Origin of the sequence: Oceanirhabdus sp. W0125-5 (assembly GCF_027938815.1) — a bacterium.
Lineage (GTDB): Bacteria > Bacillota > Clostridia > Clostridiales > Clostridiaceae > Oceanirhabdus.
The window spans coordinates 981,902-1,007,653 of sequence record NZ_CP115913.1; the positions used below are offsets into that span (position 1 = coordinate 981,902).

Annotated in this window: 21 protein-coding genes; 14 read left to right on the forward strand and 7 right to left on the reverse strand. The window is 28.2% G+C overall.

Going from position 1 to position 25,752, the window contains the following annotated elements:
* Nucleotides 1–711: 711 nt before the first annotated feature.
* From OW730_RS04830 to ltrA, 5 genes are all read left to right on the forward strand, one after another.
* Nucleotides 712–2,016 (forward strand): methyltransferase domain-containing protein, encoded by a 1,305-nt coding sequence (locus tag OW730_RS04830; RefSeq protein ID WP_271227938.1) that lies wholly within the window; start codon nt 712–714, stop codon nt 2,014–2,016.
* Nucleotides 1,994–2,953 (forward strand): hypothetical protein, encoded by a 960-nt coding sequence (locus tag OW730_RS04835; protein ID WP_271227939.1) that lies wholly within the window; start codon nt 1,994–1,996, stop codon nt 2,951–2,953. The genes OW730_RS04830 and OW730_RS04835 overlap by 23 nt, the downstream gene beginning before the upstream one ends.
* 779 nt (nt 2,954–3,732) lie before the next feature.
* Nucleotides 3,733–4,083, forward strand: coding sequence for a four helix bundle protein (locus OW730_RS04840; protein WP_271227940.1), 351 nt, complete (start codon nt 3,733–3,735; stop codon nt 4,081–4,083).
* Between the two features lie 946 nt (nt 4,084–5,029).
* Entirely contained in the window at nt 5,030–6,139 is a 1,110-nt protein-coding gene (locus tag OW730_RS04845) for a hypothetical protein (protein WP_271227941.1), read from the forward strand.
* Between the two features lie 461 nt (nt 6,140–6,600).
* The gene (gene ltrA / locus OW730_RS04850) at nt 6,601–7,959 is read left to right on the forward strand and encodes a group II intron reverse transcriptase/maturase (protein WP_333781259.1); all 1,359 of its coding nucleotides are present in this window, start codon (nt 6,601–6,603) and stop codon (nt 7,957–7,959) included.
* A gap of 24 nt (nt 7,960–7,983) precedes the next feature.
* On the opposite strand, the gene istB is transcribed toward ltrA, so the two are convergent.
* Nucleotides 7,984–8,751: an IS21-like element helper ATPase IstB gene (gene istB, locus OW730_RS04855; protein ID WP_271224841.1), complete on the reverse strand. Its 768-nt coding sequence runs from the start codon at nt 8,749–8,751 to the stop codon at nt 7,984–7,986.
* Between the two features lie 4 nt (nt 8,752–8,755).
* Entirely contained in the window at nt 8,756–9,973 is a 1,218-nt protein-coding gene (istA, locus tag OW730_RS04860) for an IS21 family transposase (protein WP_271224840.1), read from the reverse strand.
* A gap of 1,360 nt (nt 9,974–11,333) precedes the next feature.
* On the opposite strand from istA, the gene OW730_RS04865 reads away from it, so the two are divergent.
* The 4 genes from OW730_RS04865 (at nt 11,334) to OW730_RS04880 (ending at nt 17,142) form a co-directional block, all read left to right on the forward strand.
* Complete coding sequence (locus OW730_RS04865; RefSeq protein WP_271227942.1) at nt 11,334–13,151, forward strand: ATP-binding cassette domain-containing protein; 1,818 nt, start codon at nt 11,334–11,336, stop codon at nt 13,149–13,151.
* Nucleotides 13,141–14,961, forward strand: coding sequence for an ABC transporter ATP-binding protein (locus OW730_RS04870; protein ID WP_271227943.1), 1,821 nt, complete (start codon nt 13,141–13,143; stop codon nt 14,959–14,961). Before OW730_RS04865 ends, OW730_RS04870 begins: the two co-directional genes overlap by 11 nt.
* A gap of 555 nt (nt 14,962–15,516) precedes the next feature.
* Nucleotides 15,517–15,642, forward strand: coding sequence for a hypothetical protein (locus OW730_RS04875; protein ID WP_271227944.1), 126 nt, complete (start codon nt 15,517–15,519; stop codon nt 15,640–15,642).
* Between the two features lie 207 nt (nt 15,643–15,849).
* A complete protein-coding gene (locus OW730_RS04880) occupies nt 15,850–17,142 on the forward strand; it encodes a radical SAM protein (RefSeq protein WP_271227945.1) in 1,293 nt (430 codons plus the stop codon).
* 219 nt (nt 17,143–17,361) lie between these two features.
* Here the strand turns inward: OW730_RS04880 and OW730_RS04885 are convergent, their stop codons facing one another.
* On the reverse strand, nt 17,362–17,940 hold the full coding sequence (locus OW730_RS04885) for an ATP-dependent Clp protease proteolytic subunit (RefSeq protein ID WP_271227946.1): 579 nt from the start codon (nt 17,938–17,940) through the stop codon (nt 17,362–17,364).
* Nucleotides 17,941–18,256: 316 nt separating this feature from the next.
* Here OW730_RS04885 and OW730_RS04890 point away from each other — a divergent pair, with 316 nt between their 5' ends.
* Together OW730_RS04890 and OW730_RS04895 are read left to right on the forward strand one after the other, a co-directional pair.
* Nucleotides 18,257–18,700, forward strand: a complete 444-nt coding sequence (locus OW730_RS04890) for a hypothetical protein (RefSeq protein WP_271227947.1) — start codon at nt 18,257–18,259, stop codon at nt 18,698–18,700.
* 129 nt (nt 18,701–18,829) lie between these two features.
* On the forward strand, nt 18,830–19,837 hold the full coding sequence (locus tag OW730_RS04895; RefSeq protein ID WP_271227948.1) for a phosphotransferase enzyme family protein: 1,008 nt from the start codon (nt 18,830–18,832) through the stop codon (nt 19,835–19,837).
* Nucleotides 19,838–20,004: 167 nt separating this feature from the next.
* Here the strand turns inward: OW730_RS04895 and OW730_RS04900 are convergent, their stop codons facing one another.
* Nucleotides 20,005–20,493 carry a GNAT family N-acetyltransferase gene (locus tag OW730_RS04900; protein ID WP_271227949.1) on the reverse strand — a complete coding sequence of 163 codons (489 nt, stop codon included), beginning with the start codon at nt 20,491–20,493 and terminating at the stop codon, nt 20,005–20,007.
* A gap of 180 nt (nt 20,494–20,673) precedes the next feature.
* Here OW730_RS04900 and OW730_RS04905 point away from each other — a divergent pair, with 180 nt between their 5' ends.
* The 3 genes from OW730_RS04905 (at nt 20,674) to OW730_RS04915 (ending at nt 22,495) form a co-directional block, all read left to right on the forward strand.
* The gene (locus tag OW730_RS04905) at nt 20,674–20,799 is read left to right on the forward strand and encodes a hypothetical protein (RefSeq protein ID WP_271227950.1); all 126 of its coding nucleotides are present in this window, start codon (nt 20,674–20,676) and stop codon (nt 20,797–20,799) included.
* A gap of 324 nt (nt 20,800–21,123) precedes the next feature.
* Nucleotides 21,124–21,825: a MerR family transcriptional regulator gene (locus OW730_RS04910; RefSeq protein ID WP_271227951.1), complete on the forward strand. Its 702-nt coding sequence runs from the start codon at nt 21,124–21,126 to the stop codon at nt 21,823–21,825.
* Complete coding sequence (locus OW730_RS04915) at nt 21,818–22,495, forward strand: CPBP family intramembrane glutamic endopeptidase (RefSeq protein ID WP_271227952.1); 678 nt, start codon at nt 21,818–21,820, stop codon at nt 22,493–22,495. Before OW730_RS04910 ends, OW730_RS04915 begins: the two co-directional genes overlap by 8 nt.
* Before the next feature lie 199 nt (nt 22,496–22,694).
* Here the strand turns inward: OW730_RS04915 and tnpB are convergent, their stop codons facing one another.
* From tnpB to OW730_RS04930, 3 genes are all read right to left on the reverse strand, one after another.
* Complete coding sequence (gene tnpB / locus OW730_RS04920) at nt 22,695–23,792, reverse strand: IS200/IS605 family element RNA-guided endonuclease TnpB (protein ID WP_333781260.1); 1,098 nt, start codon at nt 23,790–23,792, stop codon at nt 22,695–22,697.
* A gap of 243 nt (nt 23,793–24,035) precedes the next feature.
* Nucleotides 24,036–24,917 (reverse strand): hypothetical protein, encoded by an 882-nt coding sequence (locus OW730_RS04925; protein ID WP_271227953.1) that lies wholly within the window; start codon nt 24,915–24,917, stop codon nt 24,036–24,038.
* Nucleotides 24,898–25,464, reverse strand: coding sequence for an RNA polymerase sigma factor (locus OW730_RS04930; protein ID WP_271227954.1), 567 nt, complete (start codon nt 25,462–25,464; stop codon nt 24,898–24,900). The genes OW730_RS04925 and OW730_RS04930 overlap by 20 nt, the downstream gene beginning before the upstream one ends.
* Nucleotides 25,465–25,752 lie beyond the last annotated feature (288 nt).

The window sequence follows — 25,752 nt, forward strand, 5'->3', positions numbered from 1 at the left end:
AATATTTAAAAGAGCTAGTATTTTGATTAGTATTTGAAATAGAAGTCTTGTATTTAAAAATAAAAGGTAGTGTATTTAATACTGCCTTTATTTTTTTGTTTAAATTTTAATGTAATGTTATGTAAAATTTTGAATAATATAGTATAATATATTTAAGTAATGTCATAACGCAAATTTACAGGCTCCAATAATTACTTATAATTAGAAAACGAACTTTTTAAGTAAAATTATTAAATGTAAAGTGAAGTACAACGTATGTAGATGTCTTTTTAAGTTCAAGCAATATTAATGTATACATTGCAAAGCAATTTAAAATACAATGCATAAAATAATTAATACAAAATTATTACAAGAGGAATGTTTTAAGAAAAGTATCTTTTTCTATAGGTTATTTTAAAAAATATCTTATGGTGATATTAGATGTAAGATTTATTTAGGAATAATGTAAATTTGATGATATTGAATTGTAAATATAGAATAGAAATAATAAAAAAGGTAGTAAAAATAGGATAAAAAATGTTTATAATCCACATTAGGGTTTTTATAGATGAAAAGGTATTGAAAAGAACTATATAAACTTAATAAAGTTTAATTGGTTTAGTCGTTTCATCTATTAGTAGTAAATTTTAAACTAAATAATACTAGTGTTCTTTATTTGAGTTAAGGGGAGTATAATATGATTTTGATAATAAGTTAGTGGGGGATTAATAAATGGATAATAATGAAATGAATTTATATTCTGAATTTAATGATGGAGATAAACTTTTTAAAACTTTATTAAATATTTATGATGATTTCTATAATATCAAAACTTTTGAGTATAATGATATTTCAATAGATTATTATCAATATCTTTATTGCAGAAATATGAGCAATTTTGTATTATTGGTAGTTTATAGTTTTGAAAATGAATATCCTTCAATATTTTTCACATGGGGTTTTGAGGAATTAAACTTGGTTTGGGATATTCCAAGTAGTGGTGTTCCACAAGAACCTAGTTATCTTAGAGATATAATATTTCATACATTAAAAAAATACATACCGAGAGTACATCTAAAAACAGTTAATCCTATAAGTATAGTTAAAATGAATTATACTCATAAAGAAAAAACAGTAACACATGATGGTATCGTATTTATTTGCTCAGCAAGCAATTTATCTGAATTTAGAATAGATAATTCTGATTGTAGAGGAATGTTCATTCCATTAAACGAAGTCGATTATTCAAAACTTACAAAATCTTTTAATAGAGATGTCATTAATTACTCTATTGAATATATTATGTCACTTGAGCGATTTAGTCAGAATGGTCATAAAGAAATTAATATCCAAAAAAAATATCATAAAAGATATGTTATACATGAGAAAATATTCAAGAGAATAATAACTTTAATAGGTTATTTATACAAATATAATAGTAGTATTACTAAGAAAGCGTATAAGCAAAAAATTTTAGACAAGATACCTAAGGATACACAATATTTATTAGATATAGCAGTTGGAGATGATAAATTCTCATTTGATTATTGTTCAAAAGCTGAATTTGTAATATTGAACGATGTTTCTTGGGAATCAACAACTTCACTAAGAAAACATAAAAAACTACCTAAAAATATATTGTTTACCAATGAAGATATTATTAATGCCAACTTTAAAAGTCAGTCATTTGATATAGTTATATGTAAAAATTGTATTCATCATTTTAGCTCTATTAATGAATTGGAAATATTATTCAAAAAAATAGTTGCGTGGTCACGGGGCAGAATAATAATATCAGAAGTGCTTCATCCATTTGAAGTAAAAGGATTTTGGCCCAAAATTAAAGATTTTTACTATAGGAATTATTTAAGAGACGTAGGTGATAATCTTCTAACAAAAAAAACATTTAACTCTTTAATTGAAAGATATTTCATAAACGATAGATTTATTGTGAATATTGAATATCATCTTACTGTTATGGGAATCAATTGTCTTGTAACTATTGATAAAAAAAATGATTCTAAAGGGGGGGAGTAAGCTGGCATTTAAAAAAATATATTCATTTTTTAATAAACATTGGATATTAACAGCTATTATCATTACAATACCTAACTATTGGTTTATATTTTTACAGTTTTATGGTAAAACTTTCGAATTGATAAAAGAATCTGGGGAATTGTCTTATTTATCATCAGCAGTATTTTATATTCTATTTTTAATATCATTATCTTTTGCTCTTTCAAAAGCTTATGAAGACAGGTATAATGCTAACTCGTATAAGTCACAATTATATAATGTAAAAAAACAGCTGAATTCTTATAAATTTATATTATCTAGTTACAATAGCATTTCAACAAAAGAATACTCAAGAATTTTATCGGAATTATCACTTAAGAAAAGTATAATAGAATTATTAGATACATTAATAATCCCAACTACAAACCTTGATAATATTATTGATGAATTAACAAATGTTCTTTCTAATTTCTCAAAAATAACTAATAAAAATGATATTGCTGTTAGCATTATAGTTAAAAGACCATCATCTGAAGAATGGGTTTTTTATCACTCGCAAAATATGTACAATAATATTTCAGTAAACAATATTATTAACAGTTCTGCTTCTTCAGTAAACCAAATAATATCAGGAGCATGTAATACACTTTTTTATCCAGATAAAAAAAGTGCTTTAAAAAAAGGTATATATTTACCTGATCTTAAGGATAAAGAATTTGATGTTAAAGGTTCAATATTTTGTCGTAATATAAGTGTATCTGATATGAATCAAGCTATATTTGTTCCAGCTATTTTATGTATATCTACTTATGGGGTGCAACTTTGTGAAAATGATGATGAATTAATTAAAAATTTGTTTTTAAATCAAATTATTCCATCATTTGAAAAAATAATAAAAATACAGTTGTCGTATTATTATATTAAAAATAATGAGGCAAAGAATGAAACAGCTGTCTAAATTAGATTGTTAAAAAAATCATATAATCAACACTATTTTAAGCTAAAAATTAATTAAAGGTAGTTTAAGACTTTTTTAAACAATAAATTTTAGTGAACGCAATAAAAACTTGAAATTGTTTAAGACTTTTTTAAACAAAATAAAAAAGCCAACCACGAATGATTGGCAATAGGTGAGATTTATAGTTTAGAAGTTTTTTAAACAACGACATGAGAATGGAGAGTTGAGAGTGAAGGAGATTTCACTCCGTGAAATTTTTGAATTTATTGTTCTAAAGGATGAGTAAAGTTTGCTCGTTTCAGCTTTGCTGAAACATTGCATGTGTTATTGTTTAAGTATTTAGAGCAGTTTCAATTATATTGTTCTCTTAATTCTCATAGAATATTTATGGATATATATAATTTTGTAATTTAAGATAAAAAAATATTAAGTCTTTGATTTCAAGAGTTTTCTTGGAATCAGAGGCTTTTTTTATTGAGGAGAAAGGTAAAGGAAATTGAGAGTTGAGAATGGAGAGTTGAGAGTGATGGATATTTCACTCCGTGAAATTTTTGAATTTATTGTTCTAAAGGATAAGTAGAGTTTGCTCGTTTCAGCTTTGCTGAAACATTGCATGTGTTATTGTTTAAGTATTTAGAGCAGTTTCAATTATATTGTTCTCTTTATTCTTAGAATTGAAAGAAAAAACGAACGAATTTTTGTTTTTATTTATAGAAAAAGATTATTCCAAGCTGTTTTTGGATAGTATTTTAGGAATAAAGGTTCGGAGGTTATGAATTATGAGAGAGAATATTATTGAGAAGAAAAGTTTTGAATTTGCTTTATTTGTTATAGAGACATATAAGAAGTTGGTATATGAGAAGAAAGAATATGTTTTATCTAAGCAGTTTTTAAGAGCGGGAACTAGTATAGGAGTAAATGTTATTGAAGGGGAGGACGCTCAGAGTAAGAATGATTTTATTTCTAAGATGGGTATTGCTTTGAAGGAGGCTAGTGAGACAAAATATTGGATAGAGCTTATGAAAAGTGCTAAATATCTAGATAAAGAGAATTCAGATAGATTGATTAGAAAATGTGATGAAATTATTAGGATTTTGAGGAGTATTGTTAAGAGCAGCAGGGAAAAGTAAGACTTTAAATGAAAGAAATTTTGATTCAAGAATATTAGACAATGTAAAGGATGGTTCAGCAAGCACAAGATATTTTAAGAATAATATTTACAGGAGAGAGTTAGTACAAAATATTATACATTATGTATAATTATATATATTTAAATGCATAAAACTTGTTTAGTTTATATTACATTTGAATAAATGTAATATAAAGAAATTGTATTTTTAATATTAAGATTAAACTTAATTGTAAAAATCAAAATCTCCAAAATTCACAATTATAAAAAAGATAAAATTAAATTGAAGTTATATTTAAAGCCTGTAGTTAGTTTGAGTCTAATTGCAGGCTTTTCATCAGTTAAATATTTTAACTTGAAGACTAATATATTAGTCGTTGTTTAAAAGTAAATCTAGGTGTTTTATCAAATTAACTATACAAGTACCTCAGTTATCTAAGAAAATAGAAGTCATCTGTACAGAGATAGCTATTTAAGTAATTAATAATACAATAATATAAATATTGCCAAAATAAGGTGGTGCACTGTTACTAAGTGGTTTCATATACTTTATTAAGAGAAAGTAGTAAAGTGCTAAAGTGTACAAAAAACTTTAAAATACGGTTAAAATAACCTTGACTTAATTGGTAAAAAATGGTACCATATTAAAAAGAAGTTATTACATTCCATATAAGGAGGTGCTTATATAAAATGAGTTCAAAAGAAACGCAGGATTCATCCGAGGGATCATATTTGACAGAAGATAGTACAGACAGTAATGTTGATGATAGTTTTTGCAGTTTTTTCTATTATGAATAGCATCTTTTAGCAACCTTGTGATATTTATAATTATTAAATATTAGAAGAATGCTAAAAGATGTAAAGAAACTGACAAACAATTAAAATTGCTCCTACGGTTAAGTAGATGACTTAACTGTTATAAAAAAATCGTTAGGGGGAATATCGCTATGACTAGATTACTAGTTAATGGTTTTAAGTGTTGTGCTTTAGTATTATTGATTTGGGTTTCATCAGTATGTTTTACTCATGATGTATTTGCAGAAGATTATCAATTTAATTTAGATAATATTCAAGATAATATCGACCTATATATAGGACCAGGGGAAACACATATATTATATTTCACTGCTCCTCAAAATGGAGAATATTTAATTCAAAGTTACGGTTATCTAGAACTTGTAGGTGGTGTTTTCTATGTTGATGATAGCGGAATGCAGATAAGCGACATTGATGGTGGCCAAATCACCATGATAGCTGAACTAGTTGGTGGCAATAGTTATGCACTTCATGTCAATTGTAATGACCAACGTGATGAAGGATGGTATGGCATATATTTTACTTACCTTCCAGATGATGAAGAAGATGAAGAAGATGATGATAATGATGATAATGATAATGAACAGACTAAAGGTGGAAACATTATAAGAGAAGATTGGACTATGAATCGAACTAAGAGTTCACGCATGAGAAAAGGAGAAAAACATCTCTATTATTTAACTCCAAGTGAAACAGGCGAATATAATATTTTTAGTAGTGGAGAATTGGATCTAGTAGCATTGCTTGAGTGTAATAATGACACTGGAACAGACGTTGATGAGGATGATGATTCAGGCCAATCCCGTAATTTTTTACTAAATAAAGTCAACCTTATCGGTGGTATGGATTATTTGCTTACTGTAATAGGGTATAATAATAATGAAAGTGGTTCCTATAAATTACATGCTGAGTTAATTGACAGTGGTAGTGGAAAGAAGGATTCACTTGAGTTAAAATTGGACCAGAGAAAAGATATGTATATTAGTCAAGGGGAAGTCATGGAATTTACTTTCACTCCAACTAGAAGCAGAACTTACTCAATTAAATCATATGGTGATTTAGACCTAAAAGCAACTCTTTACTATAACGATAGAGAATTAGCAGAGAATGATGATTATAGTGATAATCACTACAATTTTAAAATAAGACATAGTTTAGAGCGTGGAAAGACTTATACAATCAGAGTTCGCTGTTACGATTCAGATGATAGCGGAGATTTTGAAATAAAAGTTTATGATTAATAATATTAAAATAGGCGAAGCAAATGCTTTGCCTATTTTTTTATGTGCGCCCAGCATGGGTGCAATCTATAGGGTGCAAGTCCCGAACACCGAAGGTGATATAGGTGTTAGCCAAGAGCAAGGGTGTCCATCGTGAGGTGGAATCTGAAGGAAGCTGGAGGCAAATTTCTGGTCTGAGGAACACAAATTACATGTGAGGCTGAATATAGTTGGATGAGTTTGCATAACAAAACAAAGTCCGTATCACCCGAAACTATTACAGTATATGTAGCGGATATATGGAATGAAAGATTGCACTCTTACCTGGGGAGGTCTGATAGATACATCACATTATGATGAATTTCATGCGTGATAACCTGTATAGTGATATGCAGCTGAACTATCAGAAGTCAGCAGACGTCATAGTACCATACTAAACGCGTTAGTATGGGAAGGACTGAACATTACGGAGGTGAATAAGGTTGGTATACTCAACAAACATGAATAAAAGACAGAAAACTTCAAAAGAAGGCTGTTCTGAGGAAGTAGGGTTGGAAACTCGAGGTAAACAGAAAGTGTCCAGTGAGTTGTTGGCGGTACCAATACAGAAAGCCAAATCTGAAGTAGATACTGAAAACTTACTCGAAAGAGTAGTTAATAAGCGAAATTTATATGAAGCTTATAAGAGAGTAAAGAGAAATAAAGGAAGTAATGGGATTGATGGAATGAGAGTAGATGAACTTCTACCTTACCTACAACAAAATGTAGATACTTTAATCTCGAATTTGTTAAATGGAAAATATAGACCTAATCCAGTAAGAAGAAAAGAAATTCCCAAACCAAATGGCGGAATAAGGCTATTAGGTATACCTACAGTAATCGATAGATTAGTGCAACAAGCAATAGCTCAAGTGGTTAATGATATATTCGATAAAGATTTTTCAGACAACAGTTATGGCTTTCGCCCTAACAGAAGCGCACACATGGCGCTAGAGAAATCAATAGAATATATAAATGATGGATATAGATATGTTGTAGATATGGACTTGGAAAAGTTTTTCGACACAGTTAATCATGATATCTTGATGGCACTAATCGCGCGTAAAATAAAAGATAAGCGATTACTGAAATTGATACGCAGATTTCTCAACTCAGGAATTTTGGTAAATGGAGTAGTAGTGAGTAACGAAGATGGTGCACCTCAAGGTGGCCCACTTAGTCCACTCCTAAGTAATATAATGTTGGATGAACTTGACAAAGAACTAGAAAAACGGGGACACAAATTCGTTAGATATGCAGATGATAGTAACATTTATGTTAAGAGTAAACGCGCTGGGCATAGAGTATTACAGAATATCACAAAATTCCTAGAAGGGAATTTGAAACTAAAAGTCAACCAACAAAAGAGTGACGTTGCTTCACTTATCAAAAGAAAATTTCTGGGATACAGTTACTATTATACTAGAGATGGTGCAAAACTTAGGGTTCATAAGAAAAGTTATGAAAGATTAAAGGAAAAGATAAGAAAACTCACAAATAGGAATATTAGTATGAACTTTAACTATAGGTTGAAGAAACTAAAAGAAATTATTGTAGGATGGGTCAACTATTATAAGTTAGCAAATATGGGAGATAAACTTAGGCATATTGATTCTTGGATAAGAAGACGATTAAGAGCTTGCATATGGAAAACATGGAAAAAAGTCAAGACACGATTCAAAAATCTAGCGAAGCTAGGTGTGCCTAAATATAAAGCTTGGGAATATGCCAACACTCGTAAAGGGTATTGGCGAATATCAAAGAGCTGTAAATGTCAATCCCAAAATGCACAAAAATTATAATCTCAAAATGTACAATTATTATAATTATTGATTTTTGATTTTCTTACTTTCCATTACCTCTATCTTTCCTTTTAATCTATAGGATGGTCCAGTGATTTTAACAATACTTGAATGATGAATCAGTCTATCCAATATTGCGTTAGCAAGTGTAATATCTGAAAAAACTTCACCCCATTTACTAAAAGGTTGATTGGTAGTTATAATAGTTGAATTTTTCTCGTATCTCTTATTTATTAATTGAAACAATAGGTTAGCACCTTGTTTATCAATTGGTAGATAACCTATTTCATCAATAATTAATAACTTGTACTTTGCATAGTGTTTTAATTTTGTTTCTAATCTATTCTCCGCATGAGCTTTGTTGAGCTGCATAATTAAATCATGACATGATATAAAATAAGTTAAATGTCTTTTCTTAGCTGCAGCAACACCAAGTGCTACAGCTAAGTGAGTTTTTCCAACCCCTGAAGAACCAAAGAATAGTATGTTTTCTTTATTTTCAATGAACCTTAAACTCTCTAAATCTAATATTTGAGTTTTGTTTATTGAAGGTTGAAAATCGAAATCAAAATCTGACAAAGTTTTTTCAAAAGGAAATGCAGATACAGCTATCTGAATCCTTGAAGCTCTCTCATTTCTAAATTCTAATTCTTTCTCTGTCAATGCTAATAAAGCATCAATAAATGTAAGATCCTTATTAGTTATTTCATCTAAGAAGTTTGGCAGAAAACTTCTAAATTTCTCTAATTTCAGTGTTTCAAGGTTATTAAGTAGTTTGTTATAATTACTCATTTAATCACTCCTCTAAAAAAATATCCATATTCTTTAAGTTTTCTTCAATAAAAAGTTCTACATCATCTTCTGCATAATGGCTCAGAGCATTTGAAAGTAGTATTTCTTTTGCATGATCTTTTTTATAGTGAAAAGTTTTATCGGATATCTTATGACAAGCAACTAAATCTTTAGTATAATAAATATAAAGTTCAGATTCTATTTCTGAAACGGTTAAATAACAACCTATATAACAGGTTGGAACGGAGTATTTTTTACCTTTATATCTAATCATGGATTCATTAGATACCTTATATTCTTTTTCGTGGTGGAAATATGATAGAAGGATATCCATTGTAGGTAACGGGTTTAAATACTCTTTTTCTTTTTCAAATCTTATAAATGGTACCTCGTTCGTTGCTTGTGAAATTTCACTATTAATATCATGATTAAATGATTCTACTATCTTCTCTAAATCTTCAAATGTATTGAATTCTTCATTAAAAGGCGTTAGCCTGTCCACTAGCTTCGCTAGAGTTTCTACTTTACCTTTAGTTTGAGGCCTATATGGTCTACATGTGATTACATCAAACCCAGCATCCATAGAGAAGTATTTGAAATTTTTATTTATGGATACATTTTTAAAAGAAGTAGTATTCCTATCCACTACCGTGGACATATTATCGAAAAGTATTTCTTTAGGTATCCCTTGATAATATCTAAAAGCTTCAAATAAACATTCAAACAGAGTTTTTTGAGTTCTATCCATTGTTAATTTCAAATATTTTAGTCTTGAATATCCTAGAACCATCAAAAATATATTTACTTCAAATACTTCACCTTCCTTATTAATCATTTTTATACTTTCTTTCCAATCTACTTGAGCTTGAAGTCCTGGACTTGTATCAAACCTTATTGTTGCTTTTTTCACCTGTGATTTTCTATGTTTTTTCACAAAACTATTTACTGTTTGGTATCCTCCTGTATAGCCTTTTTTCTGTATAAATTTGAATATAGCCATTGAAGTAGATCCATAGTTATCAGCTTTATCTTTAACTATTTCTTTATAATCATCAAGTTTCCCATTAATAACTCTAGGTTTTCTTGTAGAACTATTTGATTCTGTTAAGTACTTATCGATTGTTCTTCTATCGCAATTAAATCGTCTAGCTAATTCGCTTTTATTCAATAAATCTATCTCCTCTCTTATTAAATTTATTTGATTTGACACATCTTTTCTCATAATATTTCTCCTAACTTTTTTTGAAATATTATACTAAAAAATGTACAAATTTGTGTAGTTTGAGATTATAATTTTTGGCTAATTTGATTATATAATTTACAAGAGCCCAATATTAACTAAAACCATAACTAATCATAGATTGATTAATCATGGTTTTGTAAGTTTATCTTCACAATATAAGAAAATCAGATTGTCGTAATGAACCGCCAAGTACCGAACGGTATGCTTGGTGGTGTGAGAGGACGCTAAATAAATTAATTATTTAGCTCCTACTCGATGTTTCTTAGTGAATATTTGGAAATATATATCGATGCATTAATAAATGTTATAAGAGTTCAATTTTATTTATAAGTTCTAAGAGGAGGATTTAGTTATAGAATATCGTTTTAGGGCATGATGGATTTGATGATATGAGAACGTGGACAGTTGAATATACACATCATTGGATGTTGCACGAATGTATTGCATATATTTTCTATAAAGAAGAAAAAGATAAACGTAACTTGGAAGGGGAAAATTAGATATGGAATATGAGATTAGAAATGTATAGAAAAAGTTTATATACAATGATATTGGAATTAAGTCGTGTAAACTAAGTGATTAATAAAATATAAAATAATAGTTTAAGACTTTTTTAAACAAAAAATTTAAGTGATGACTATCAAAAATTAAAATAGTTTAAGATTTTTTTAAACAAAATAAAAAAGCCAATCATGAAGGATTAGGCTTTAAGATGATTTTTTAGTTTAAGAGTTTTTTAGACAACGACATAGAAATATTTGAGTCTGTGGTTAGAAAAATTCTAGCTGCAGACTTTTTTAATAAAAAATAATGGAGTTAAAGGTTAATAACATTGTTGCATAAGCAAATAAAATTATTTTCAAGGTAAAAAAAGCTTAAGAGTAAAAAAAGTTGTTCACTATGGACATGTAATTTAGATAAAAATCTAGTTACATGTCTTTTTATTTTTACGATATTTAGGACAAGAATGATAAATTTGATATTGTAAGGCTGCAATTTTTTCAATTTAAAGTAAGTAATAATTTTTTGATTAAGGGTATATGTTTTTTACATTTATCTTGGTTTTTAGCCTAAATGTACTAATTTTATTTTAAATTTCGCATAAAATTACATTTTATATATCTAAACTATACAAAATATGATAAAATTTAACTTATGTTATTGTAAATTTTAGGAGGTAATTTATAAATATAAGTGCAAAGTTGTAATTTAGGGTTAAATCATTTGAATAAAAAAATTAAATATTCAATCATGGTAACTTAATTAAATGTAAACAAGAAAGCAGTATTAATGCTCATAATTGGTAAAATATTTTGTTTAAACAAATGGAGGATAAACAATGGAAAATACCGAAATTAAGAAAAATAATTTTTGGAGTAATATGATATTTTATCTGGCAATTTGGATTAAAGTGTATCCTCAATATATTCTGTTGTTGATTTTAGCAATCCCTTCAGGAATTATTGGGGTGTATGCTGAAATAAATATACCTAAGATTATAATTCGTGGAATTGAAAACAAAATGACAATAGAATCAGTTCTGAGGTCGATTTTGGGAGTTTCATTATGTATGATTTCTGCAAAAGGAATTTCCTCGTTTATTTCAGTGCGTCTTATGGAAAAGGGAATAAATGCAAAATCTTATTTGAATTCAGATATGATTTTCAAGAAACTCTTTAAGTTAAATTATCAGAAACTTATAGAACCTGAGACTCAGAATAAGATTGCAAAGATAAAAGAAATCATTGGTGAAGGTGACAGAGGAACGATGCACCAGTTTGGAAAAAATATTGTACTATTACTAACATCATTTTTTGGAATCATTTTTTTCGCGATTGATATTGTAAAAATTGATGTAATTCTACTTGTCATTATAATTGTAACTGCAACTATAAATTCCTTATATGGTATTTGGGCAAATAAGTATAAAAGTAAAAATATTGAAAGTAGAAGCAAGTATGCTAAGAAAGCAATTTATATACGTGACTTATCTCAAAAGCGTAGTTTCTTAAAAGATATCAGAATATACAAAATGGAGGATTGGATTACTGAAAGTTTTAATACTTACAGAAAAAAATGGTCAACATATATGTTGAAATCTGAGAATGTGAATTTCGGAGCGGTACTTATAAATGCTTTAATGATTTTTATTAGAGATATTTTTGTGTATATATACCTTATAAGTAAACTATTAAATAGACAAATTGATGTTTCTTACTTTGTTTTTATGGTTGGACTTGTGATGGCATTTTCCAATTGGCTTAATGAAATAATAATCCAAGTGAATAAACTAATATCTTTTAGTGTTGGAATAGATCATATCAGAGATTTTCTAGATATGGATGGAGAAGACGTTTTAATAGGAATCTCACCAGAGATAGAAAGTGAACCTGAGATTCAATTTGATTCTGTAAGTTATAGATATCCTGGTAGTGAACATTGGATTTTTAAGAATTTTAATTTAAAAATTTCAGCTGGAGAAAAACTTGCATTAGTTGGAATCAATGGAGCTGGAAAAACTACGCTTATGCTTTTGCTTATGGGATTGCTTGAGCCGAGTGAAGGAAGGATACTGATTAATGGGTATGATAGTAAAGAATTTAATAAATCAGACTATTATAAGTTATTTTCGCCTGTTTTTCAGGATATAAATATATTTCCAGAAACAATATATTCAAATGTTGCTGGAAGTTTAAAATATGATAAATATAAAGTTGAAAAAGCAATTTATGATAGTGGAATGAGTGCATTTGTCGACTCTCTTCAGGAAAAAGGAGACACTCTTTTGATGAAGACAAGCAGAGAAAAGGCAATAGATCTTTCTGGAGGACAAAATCAGAGAATGCTTCTTGCTAGGGCGCTTTATAAAAATGGAAAGATTAATATTCTTGATGAACCTACAGCGGCTTTAGATCCAATTGCAGAAAGTGAAATTTATGAAGAGTATAATGCAATGAGCAAGAATAAAACATCAGTATTTATTTCTCATAGACTAGCATCCACAAAGTTTTGTGATAGGATCATATTATTAGAGTATGGGCGAATAATTGAAGAAGGAACCCATTATGAGCTTATGGAAAAGAATGGTAGATATAGAGAGATGTTTGAAATTCAAAGTCGATATTATAAGGAGGGAGGTGTTCTACTTGAGGGATAAAATAATAAGATTTTTTAGACTTTGCAGTTATTTTTCAAGTCTGGAACCTAGATATTTTCCATGTGTTATTTTATTTAATATGATGAAGTCAGTAAGACCTTTTGTGAATCTGTATCTTTCTAAATGTATTATTGACTTAATTTTTATGAATATGTCTTTAACAGAGATCATGAAATATGTATGGAGTATGATTTTAATTAATCTATTAATGATGGTAGCTGAGGGGTATTTCCAGAGTAGAAGCCAATATCATGATTTTAACCTTATTAGAAATCATGACATGATGAAGGCAAAGAAGTTAATGAATCTAAATTATGAACTTGTTGAAGATGATTCACTTCAGGATAGTATTGTAGAACTTCAATATCTTGAGATGACTGGGATATATAACTTCCCTTCCTTTGGTAAATCAATTGGTAATTTTTTTGGAGGGTTGGTAGGAGTTTTAATTTCATTGTTCTTTTCTATAGAGTTTTTTAAGGCTGATTTTACTTTTAGAGGCCTTAATAACGGAGTAATGAATTTTATATTCCTTGTTATTTTTATATTGCTAAATACACTTTCGTTTAAGGTGATTTCTAAATCGAATAAAGAGGCGGGAAACTTTACAAGAAATACAGGTAACGGTATTTTTAGATATATCCGTTCGTATATGAATATAATCTATAACTACAGAACGGGAAAGGATATAAGGTTATATGATATGAACCTTGCTGAAAATGCAGGAGAAGTATATACAGAAAATATGTGTCACATATACTCAACATTTTGGAGGAAATTAGGAAAAGGTACTACAATATCTGAAATTTTAAGTAGTATACTTTCTGTTATTATTTTCATGTTTGTAGGGATGAAAGCATTATATGGTGTGATATCTGTTGGACAAATTATGCTTTATATAGGGGCTATTAATAATATTTTTAAAAATGCTAGTGAGATAGTGAAGAGTTTAAGTATTATAATTCCTTCTGATCTCTATAGAGAAAAACTATTTAGATTTATGGATTTAAATGAGAGTGAGGGTAGAGGAGAAATTTCAGTAGAAAAAGGATTGGGGAGTAAATGTGAGATAGAGTTTAAAAGTGTAAGCTTTAAATATCCGGGTACAGATAAGTATGTTCTTAAGAATATAAATCTTAAATTTAAACCTGGTCAAAGACTTGCAATTGTAGGGATGAATGGCTCTGGGAAAACAACTTTAATCAAGCTTCTGTTAGGGCTTTATGACCCAACGGAGGGGGAAATAACACTTAATGGTAAAAACATTCGAAATTACAAGCAAGATGAGTATCTAGATATTTTTTCTGTGGTGTTTCAAGATTTTAAATTACTTTCTCTTGCCTTAGGGGAAAATGTTGCTGCATCTAGGGAATATGATCATGATGAAGTGAGGTGTTCATTGCAAAAGGTAGGGCTTTCTAAATTTCTGGAGAGAAATGATTTAAATACTTATCTTTATCGTGAATTTGATGAAAATGGAGTTGAGATTTCAGGAGGAGAAGCGCAGAAGATTGCAATGGCAAGGGCTATATACAAAAAAGGGCGTTTTATTGTCCTTGATGAGCCTACAGCGGCATTGGATCCGATTTCTGAATTTGAAATATATTCTAAATTCAACAATATAATTGGAGATAATACTGCTGTATACATTTCACATAGATTATCATCGTGTCGTTTTTGTGATAATATTTGTGTGCTTAATGAAGGGGTGCTCGTTCAGTATGGATCACATGGAGAGCTCATGGCTGATAGTGATGGTAAATACTATGAACTTTGGAGTTCTCAGGCTAAGCATTATAAGGAAAAGTAAATAAACACTTCTACTATAGTTGAACAAAGAGTATAGTAGAGGTGTTTTAATTTTGACTAAAAATATGTTTCTGCCTTAAAAAATATACCCATACATAGGTATGCTATTTATAAAGTTGATAGTAGGTTTTGCGAATGATAAAGGCGTAGAAGGTTATTTGGAGTTGTAATGTATAGCAATTCGAACTATTGCTATAAAAGGAATGTAAAGTTAATTACATTATTTATAAGTTAAACGTAAAGATGAAAGTAAAAGAAAAATATTGAAAATGAAGAAGAATAATGATATAATATAGTACGTGGTGTAAAAAAGTGTAAATAATTAAAGAAATGTGTAGTTTATCTAGAAAAATACTATCATGAAATAGTATGTATAATGCTAGTATCTTACTTCATTTCTTAATATTTAATATAAGTTATTCATTTCAAAATTATAATTTATACTGAATTTAAGAAACGTAGTAGGTTATTTTATAAAAATTATTCAAAAGAAAATGGTTATGTCAGATTATTATAAAAATTGGACAATACCAGAATATGGAAAGGAGGTAATTCGATGAACAATTTAGTTAAAGATGTAGAAAATATCAATGGAATTGAAGTATTAGAATTAGCTATTGATGCTGAAACAGTAAATATGGTTAGTGATTGCTTAGACTGTGATATTCAAATCGAATTTTAATAAGTAATTTTCAGAGTCTTTTATGACTACATAAAATGTTTGATTAATGGTTTTAATCATGTGAGGGTGGATAAAAAGGATTATTTTGCTTTTTATTCAGCCTCAAAAAAATAAATAAAGTTAAAATATTATACATAAAAATAAGAAAATAAATAATAGTAAATTTTAAATTTGCTATTATTTTATTAATATATGGGAGATATTATTATGTTTTGTTCTAATTATGCAAGGGTAATTATACTAGATGAAAAAGTTTTAATTTATAATGCACTATTTGGTGGAATGATAATGTTTTCTAAGGAGATTAATAAGTATATTAGAATAGAGGGAAATAGAGTTGTAGATATTGATGATAATATTCCTTCTGAGATTAAAAATCGCTTAGAAAAAAAGTATATTGTAAGTGATGAGGGGAATTTTGACAATAATCTTATAAATAAAAGATTTAATATTTTAAACAATAAAGCTAAAGAAGGTGAATTAATAAAAAATCTACGTTTAACTTTAACAAAGAACTGCAATTGTTCTTGTGATTATTGCTATGTTGAACGCAAGTATAATAATTCGCTAGCGCTTACATTTGAAGACTGTACGAAGTTTATTCGTAACGCTATAAATCTCTCAGACAGGAAGGAAATGTCGATTCGATTTTTTGGAGGGGAACCAACTTTAGAGTTTGATTTAATTCAACAGATAGTTGAGTTTGTTGAAAAAGAATATCCAGAAATTAAATTTAACTATCTATTAAATACAAACCTACAAAACATAACTAAAGATATGGTTTCTTATTTTAAAAGAAAGAAGATCAAAGCGGCTGTAAGTCTTGATAGTATCAAAAAAACTAATGATTATAATAGACATTCGTTGGTACATGATAGTTATTATGATGAGGCTGTAAAACAAATTCGTATTTTGTCTGAAGAAGGGGTAAGTTTTGTTGTTTGTTCAGTTGTTACAAATCATTCTAGAGAATATGTTCCTCAATTTTTAGAAGAGATGAAGGATATTGGCGTCAAAAATATTTCACTTAATTTTGCTAAAATGGTTGATAAAGATACAATGAATTTGGATAAAGATTTGGCCCAAATATTTGCAAATGCTTATAAGTATGGATTAAGAAATTCAATGAATATATCAGGCAGTTGGTTCACGCCTTTTAAAAGGCTACTAAATGGAGGCGGAAATGCTTTTTGTGGTGGACTTGGATATGAATTGGATTTGCGTCCTGATAAAAAGGTTTATACTTGTGTTGGTGAAACTAAACCAATAGCTGATTTAAATTCCATGAATGAAGTACCAATGAATTCATTGTATTCGAGAATTGTAAATAGAGTACCTGCAAATATCGGTTCATGTAAAGGTTGTGATATTGAAGGGTTATGTGCTGGACAATGCGCATGTGATGCTGACTATGCTTCAAATAATTTCTTTGGTATAAATAATGAGGTATGTGATTTCCAAAAAGAGTTATTACGCTTGCTTATAGAATGCTCAATTTAACAAATTTGAAAAATTCTAAGTTTGATATTTTATAATTAGTTTGTTATAAAAATTAAATATTTAAAGATTAAAGAACAGAGTTGGTAATCAGAGAGATTTGATTATGGGCTCTATTTTACTCGGTTACATCAAATTATGGAATGTTATGCTATTTATTAATAAATAACAAAAAAAAGAGTCTTTGTCAAAGAAATTTGAGCAGACTCTTTTTGTCTAAAATTAAAAATTCTCTATCTCATCATTCTTAACAATAACTTTATTAACAATTCCATATTCAACAGCTTCATTTGCAGTTAACCAATAATTTCTATCTGTATCTTGATTTACTTTTTCAAGAGGTTGACCAGTTGCTTTACTGATTATCTTATTAATTCTATCGCGTAATTTTAAAATTTGTTCTGCTTCAATATTAATATCTGTAGCTTGACCTCGGAATCCACCTAATGGTTGATGTATCATATACCTTGTATTAGGTAGAGAATAACGATCTTCTTTGTCAGCTGCAAGATAGATTGTAATACCAGCACTTGCTACCCAACCAGTTCCAATTACTATAACACGAGGTTTAATAAATTTTATCATATCATGAATAGTGTCTCCTGCTTCAACATGTCCTCCTTGGCTGTTAACAAACAGTTTTATTGGTTCATCTCCCATTTCCTGTAGAGTTAAAAGTTGTGTACATACTTTTTCAGCTAAAGCTTGATTTACTTCTCCTGAAATCATGATTGTTCTTGATTTTAATAATTTTTCTAATACTATTTCAGAAATTTTTTGTTCTTTTTGCTCATTGCTCATATTTAAAGCCTCCTATAAACCGTTTTAAATGATAATAATATAAATGCTACCAATTATAATTTTACCTGATTATACCATATTTTATACATTAATACATTATATCTTACTGAAAACATTAATAACATGTGGAAAACTATTGAACTTCTAACTTACAATCTAAGATTTTTTGAAAACAAATAGAATACTTGAATCTATACCAAAAAGATTTTATTATATAAATATAAAACAGTATTGATAATATATGGATGGATTATTGTATAGTTTTAAAATAATCTATCAGAAGTACTTAATTCAGATAAGAAAGGAAGAATAACCTATGAAGATTTTAATTATATTGATGATGCTTAATAGTATATGTATTACTATTGATTTTTCAAGATTATTGTTATCTATTTTATTAGGCTTTAAGCCGACTAATTTTGGAATATTTCTTGGACCTAGAATGTTTCCTTTTAAAGTTAAAGATATAGAAGTTAGTTTTAGTATAATTCCAATTGGAAGTTATATTCAGTTTGATCCTGATAATTTTTATAATAGTAATAAAATTAAACAACAATTTCTTCGATACTATGGTAATGTAATGGAACTAATCGCTTTATTAATAATTCATATATTTTTTAAACAGAATTATATATTAAATAAGGTAGCATTGCTTATATTAATTGGTTTTATTATTAGTTTTAGTATAAATCTTAAAAATACTTTTAAACCACAGAATGCTTCAAATAATAGTCTAAACAATGAGGCTTTAAAAAATTAATTATCTATATTATGTATATTAGTAGTATGAACAAGTTATTGATTTGAAAATACGGAGTTATATTTTAGTAATAGACACCGTATTTTTTATTTAGCTTTATTAATAATTATTTCATGAAAGGAAAAATATATGGCGAATTTATCTTATAAGTTAAACTTTGAAAAGTTGTTTAAAAAGCTTTCAATGGGAAGCTTGAAAAAAGAACCACAACAGGTTTTTGGCGGGTTAATGAATGAAATGTATAAAGTGGTAACAGAAAAAGGGGAGTATGCAGTTAAGGCTTTAAATCCACAAATAATGCAAAGAAAAACTGCTATGAATAACCATATATTTGCTGATCATGTAACTAGAATAGCCTATAATAGAGGGATTAATACTATTCCTGCAATAGAGGTTAATGGTAAGAGTATTCATGAGGTGGATGGACAATATTACCTTATATTTCCTTGGTTTAATGGAAAGGCATTAGATAAAAATACAGTAGATATTAACAAATGTAAGTTAATTGGGGAGATGTTGGCTAAAATTCACAATTTGGATTTTTCTTCAATATCAATAAGCAATGAAAATAATTTTACTGTAACAGTTACTGATTGGAACATGTATGCTGAAAAAGGAAATAAGGAAAATTTATTATGGGGTAATGAGCTTTATGAAAAAGCAGATACATTATATCAAATAGAGAAGCGAGCAAATAGTGCATTCAAAAAAGTTACAAATAATTTAGTCATTAGTCATAGAGATTTGGATCCTAAGAATGTTTTGTGGGATCAAGATGGTATTCCAATGATTATTGATTGGGATGCTGCGGGGTATGTAAATCCATCTGTGGAATTATTAGAGGTTGCTCTGTACTGGTCAGGTGGTGAAAGTGAAACTCCTGATAAAGAGGCATTTTGTGCTGTTATTGATTCTTATATTAATAAGGTCGGAGCTATTGAGGATAATTTAGAAGATGTTTTATATTCAATATTTAAGGGAAAATTAGAGTGGCTTAAATATAACATTAACAGGTCACTAAGAATAGAATGCAGTAGTGATGAGGAACAGAAATTAGGGACAAAAGAGGTTGTTGAAACAATACAATCAATTTTCGGGTATTCAAAGTTAATTCCTGTTTTATTAGAGTGGTTATAGAGTAAAGGGGATAAGAATGGATATAGTTGCGGTTAGGATAATTAGTTTGTTTTTACTAGCAGGGGATATTTTATAATAAATTATTAAAAGTCATGGAATTTAGGTGAAAACACCTTAATTTCCATGACTTTTTAATACTTTCAGATAATGTATATTACAGTTATAAATTATTTCAAAATCTTTTCCATATTAACACTGAATGGCTCAAAACCAGCTTTCTCATATAATGAAATTGCAGTCTTATTGTATCCAAAAACATGGAGAACAATTTTATCAACATCAAGTTCTAAAGCTTTATTATCTATTAATGACATTGCTTTTTTTCCATAACCTTTTCCTTGATACTCATCAAATATTCTGATTGAAGCTATAAGAAGTTCTTTTATACCGTTATTATCTCTTGTAAGAAACCAAAGAGTTCCTACTTTTGTATTATTCTTTGTTTCGGTAATACTGTATAAGTAATTATTTTCAGAATTTAACCCATTAGAGAGGTAGGTCTCAAATGTTTTGTTTGACTTGTCATAAGCTTCTTCTAGTGGTGCGTTAAATACTTTGTGTAGCTCTTTAGCATAACTCTCTTTTTCATAACTAGAGAATTCCTTGAATTCATCTTCAGTCATTTTAAGAAATTCAATTATTTTCCCATCCATCATATCAATCCCCTTTTATATTTTAAAATGAGTATAACATATGAAGTCATTTTATTCAAATTAAGTTAAAATATACTAAAATATTATTTGTTTTTAATAGAAAGTTTTTAATTGGTGCATATACTGAATAAAGAGATGATTTTAGCACATAAGCTTAAAAAGTGATGAATAGGAGGAGTGAATATGTTCTTATTACCATTATTTGCATTGTTCGCAATAGGAAGGGGATTCAGAGGTTATAGACCGTATCCTTATTACTATTATTATAATCAGCCATACTACCAAAACTACTGTAGACGATGTAGATAAGAGACTTGCTTTCTTAACCGAAGATAAGAGTACATGAGATATAATAAACCATATTAAAAGCCATGAATTTTTAGGTTATAAATACCTGAAGCTTCATGGTTTTTTGTATGAGTAATCTCAAGATAGAGGTCTATTGTAAGAGATAAAAAAATAAGATTATAAACATTTTATTGAAAATTTTCAAATAATTGTTGACTTGTACCTTAAGTACACCTTTATAATAAAGATATATTATTTAATTGTTTATAAACAAATTAATTAGTAAGTTTATACTCATTTTTAGTTGAATCTAGTCATAACTCAATAAAAAATAGAGGTGTTAATATGAATGTAAAGAGTGTATCGGAAAAGACTGGACTTACAAGAAGGGCTATAAAATATTATGAAAAAGAAGGTCTTATAAATCCAAAGAAGAATGAAGAGAACAACTATAGAGAATTTACAAATGAGGATATAACAAAGCTAAATCTAATCGCAGCACTTAGAATGCTTGATATTCCTATACCTAATATTAAAGAAGTAATTCAAGGTGAAAAACCTTTAAATATAATTATGAAAAAAACTCTCAATGATATTGAAAAAAATATTCAGGAATTACAAAAAAATAAAAGTATAATTAATCATTTGCTAGATAAAAGCATAGGGGATATTTATGAAATGAGTAGTGAAGTAAAGAACTTAAGAGAGACATTAGAATACTCAACTAAAATGAAAAAACAATACATCTATGAGGAATTTATGAGGATTTTCCCAGGAGCATACGGGGAGGTTTTAGCTTTGATATATGAGCCTTTTCTTAATGTGAGAGTAGATACTGAAGAGAAAAAAAGTGCATGGATTAAATTGATTGAAGATCTAGATGCAGATAGTATAATAGATGAAAATCATCCTTACTTGAAGTTGAGTGAAGACTTTAAGGTCTACAGTGAAGTAATTAATACTATAAGAACTGATGTTGAATCTGAACTTGGTATAGAAGTTGATGATTATATGATGGATGTTTTGGAGGTTGATAATAATGAATAAAAGTAAAAATAACGTTCAGTTTTTAAGAAAAACAATACACGATGGGATATTTCAATTGTTTGTGTTTACTGCTATTCCTTTGGTAGTATATTTACTTAGATATAGAAAAATCGATGGTTTTACAGAGCATATTGGGTTATATATGCCTGATAATTTGATGAGTTTTGTAATAGTTTTTCTTTTAATGCGCACTATGTCAAGACTAATAAAAAAAATAAGTAGATGTTTATTATCTCCAAGTTCTCTTAAAAACTATTCCAATAATGGTTTTATCATGTCATTTAAAGAACAAGGATTTTGTGAAACTACAATTCTTTCACTGATATTTATGGCAGTTATAACTACTGGTTTATCAGAAGAAATATTATTTAGGGGTTTTATTACAAAAGGTTTAATTGCAAGTTTAGGTTTTCTTGTTGGTAATATAGTTCAATCAGTTATCTTTGCTTTGCCACATGCTGTTCCTCAGTATATGGAAAATAAAGATTTTAAAGCAGCTCTCTTTGAATTTATTCGTGTGTTTATTATGGCCTTTGTTATGGGGTGGCTAATGGTATTTATATGTAATGGAAGTATTCTTCCATTATGGATTAGTCATGGTGTGGGGAATGTGATAGGATTCTATAAAGGTGCTTTTGGGAAAGAGCAAGATAAGATTTTAGAAGTGTAATTAAGAAATGTTTATAATATTGTGCTTTTCTTATTTTAGTTACGATTGTTGCTGGGGAAGGAGTGGTAGTGAACTACCCTCCACTTACTCACGCTGAAGTGGGGGCTTCTTGGTGTATCCAAGAACTTTTCCTGCTTCACAGATTTCGCAATCTACTTTCTCCACAGGCTATCCCCGTAAGACCTACGGTTCTTATTTTTTAGGCTATTTCTAATAACCCTTGCTTCAAGATATTCCTACTGGCATTTATATCTCTATCATGAATGCTATCGCATTTAGTACATTTCCATTCTCTTATATGCAGTGGCATTTCATCTAAAACATGACCACAATTATTGCATGTTTTAGATGATGGATACCATCTATTTATTTTATGAATTTTTCTTCCATACCATTTTGCCTTATAATCTAGAATAGTAACAAATTTATACCAACTTACATCTGAAATACTTTGAGCTAATTTATCATTCTTCATCATATTTTTAACTGATAAATCTTCAAGAATTATAACTTGATTATCGCTTATAATTCTTTTAGATAGCTTATGGATGAAGTCTAATCTTTGATTAGATATACGTTCATGTAGTCTAGCAACCTTTATTCTTTGCTTATTCCAATTGTTACTGCCTTTTTCTTTACTACTTAATTTTCTTTGTTCCTTTGCCAATTTATCTAATGACTTTTTTAGATACTTAGGATTTTGAATCTTTTCACCATTTGATAATATTGCAAAATGACATAACCCTAAGTCTATACCAACATTCCCCGATACTTTTTTTAATGGCTCTATCTTTGTTTCAACACATATAGATACAAAATATTTACCACTTGATGTTTTAGAAACAGTAGCGTTTATTACTCTACCTTCAAAATATCTATGAATTTTTGCATTAACATATTTCAATTTAGGCAGTTTTATTTTATCTTTTTTTATTTCAATATTGTTATTCACAAAATTACTTGTATATGTTTTATAGTTGTCTCTTTTACTTTTGAATTTTGGTCTGTCGGCTCTACCTTCAAAGAAATTTTTGAATGCAGCATCAAGATTTCTTAGTGACATCTGCAGTGATGTACTATCAACTTCTTTAAGCCATACAAGTTCTTTTTTCATACTTGGTAATTGATTTTGTTGTTCTGTATATTTCATACATCTTTTTTCAGCTTTATATATTTCATTCCTTTGGTTTAAGAAATGATTATATACATATCTTGAACAACCAAAAGATTTTTCAATAATCTTTATTTGATTTTCATTTGGATATATTCTGAATTTATATGCTTTGTTGATTTTCACTGCTTTCAACACCTTTACTTTTGAATACAATACTAATGAATCTGAAGAACATTCATTCTTATTATTTCACGTTTATACTTTTTTATCCATGTAAAAGTATTAAGATTACGCATTCATCTCCCACTTATAGAAGATGGGAGACTTCTGCTAGTTACGTTAAAAAAACAGGATTAGATTTAAACCTAGACAAGTGTATGCCTAGGTTTAAATTTGATTTATACAATATTTTTAAGTTTACTATACTTATTTATTAAGGTTAATAAGGGTCTTTGCGGCCTTTATTAAATCATCCATTGATGCTTCCTCAGAAGGTGATGTTATATTATAATATACTTCATCTTTAATCCAAAAAACTCTATTACTTTCATCGTTTTCTTCGTAAAGTACCTGATAATTCTCTACGTAAATTTTTTGTTTTTTACTTGAGTCTTTAGAATATGATGAATATACATCATTTCCATGCCATTCAGATATGTTTATCTTAATAGAATTTGTACCATCACTATATGTGCCGCAAATGTTTGTAACTTTATCTGAAAGGTCAAGATATTTTACAAATACAGGATTGTCCTTTGTAGTAGTATTATTCGCCTCTTTAATTATTTCTTGATTATCTACATCTTTAGGTTCCATTTGGATTTGTCCTGTAGTAAACTCATATTTTTCTAAGAATACCTTTGGAAGATTAAAGTTAGTAAACATGTTATTTTCAATATCTGAAAAATTGGTGGTTACAATTGGTTCCATAAAGATACTCATGAATTTAGTAGGATTGTCTTTATTAACAAAAATTAAAACTGCTTCTCCGGATTGTAAATTTATTTCAGCTCGTTTTTCATCTGTTAATTTTTTTAGTCGTTCATATTCGTCAGTACCTTCATTATATGTCCATAAAACATTACCATCACTGTCTTTCATAGTTATAAGTTTACTTACTGCAAAACCTGTGGTTGTTATAAAAATTGCAGCTAAAAGAATTATAGCAAATTTTTTATTTTTAAATATGTTTATTTTAGGTTGTGGATTGATTATTTTATCCATTACTTTCTGAGTAACATCAATTTTTGGTAGTGATACACTTTTAAAATGATCTTTAATTTTAGATTCAATTTGCATATTGTTCAATATTATCGCTCCCTTCTAATCCTTCATAATATTTTATAAATTTCTTTCTTGCTCTTTCGTATTTTTTTCTAATTGCAGCTGGCTTCTTATCAAATATCATGGCGATTTCATCGTAGTTTTTTTCTTCAAATATTCTTAAAATAAGTAAGTTCTTTTCCTCGGGTGTTAATCTAGATAATACAATTTCAATATCTTTGTCAAATTCATTGTTTGCTGCTAATTCAATAGAAGAATCTTTTTCTACTACTTTGTTAAAATCGAATTTATCAACGAATTTGATAATATTTCTTTTTCTAATAAAATTAATAGAATGATTATAAGCAATCTTATATAACCATGCAGAAAAGGAATTTGATGTTTGATATTTATCAATTTTTTCATATGCTTTCAGAAATACATCTTGAAGTAAATCTTCTGCTTCATATATATCACCAACCATATAATAAATATATTTATAAAGTTGTTGTTGATATTTTTCAATGAGTATTTCATATTTTTCAACATGTCCATTTTGAATGTCTTTTACTATGTTCTCTACAGTATCCAACTTCTCACCTCCATTAAGTATCCTTCATATATATAACAAATCAAAAATTTGTTTTGTGACACTGTTTTTGTAAATAAATAAAATTTTAGAAATTTAAGTAAATGGCTTTTGAAAAATATTATACAATATATGTAATAAATATACAAAGAAATCAGATGATTAAATATTCATAAATAAGGAAACATGTAATTTATACTAAATATATGAAATAACTTTATAGATTAAATAAAGTTATTCTTGAGATAAAATCAAAAAATGCTTTATAGAGAGTTTGGTCCTCTATAAAGC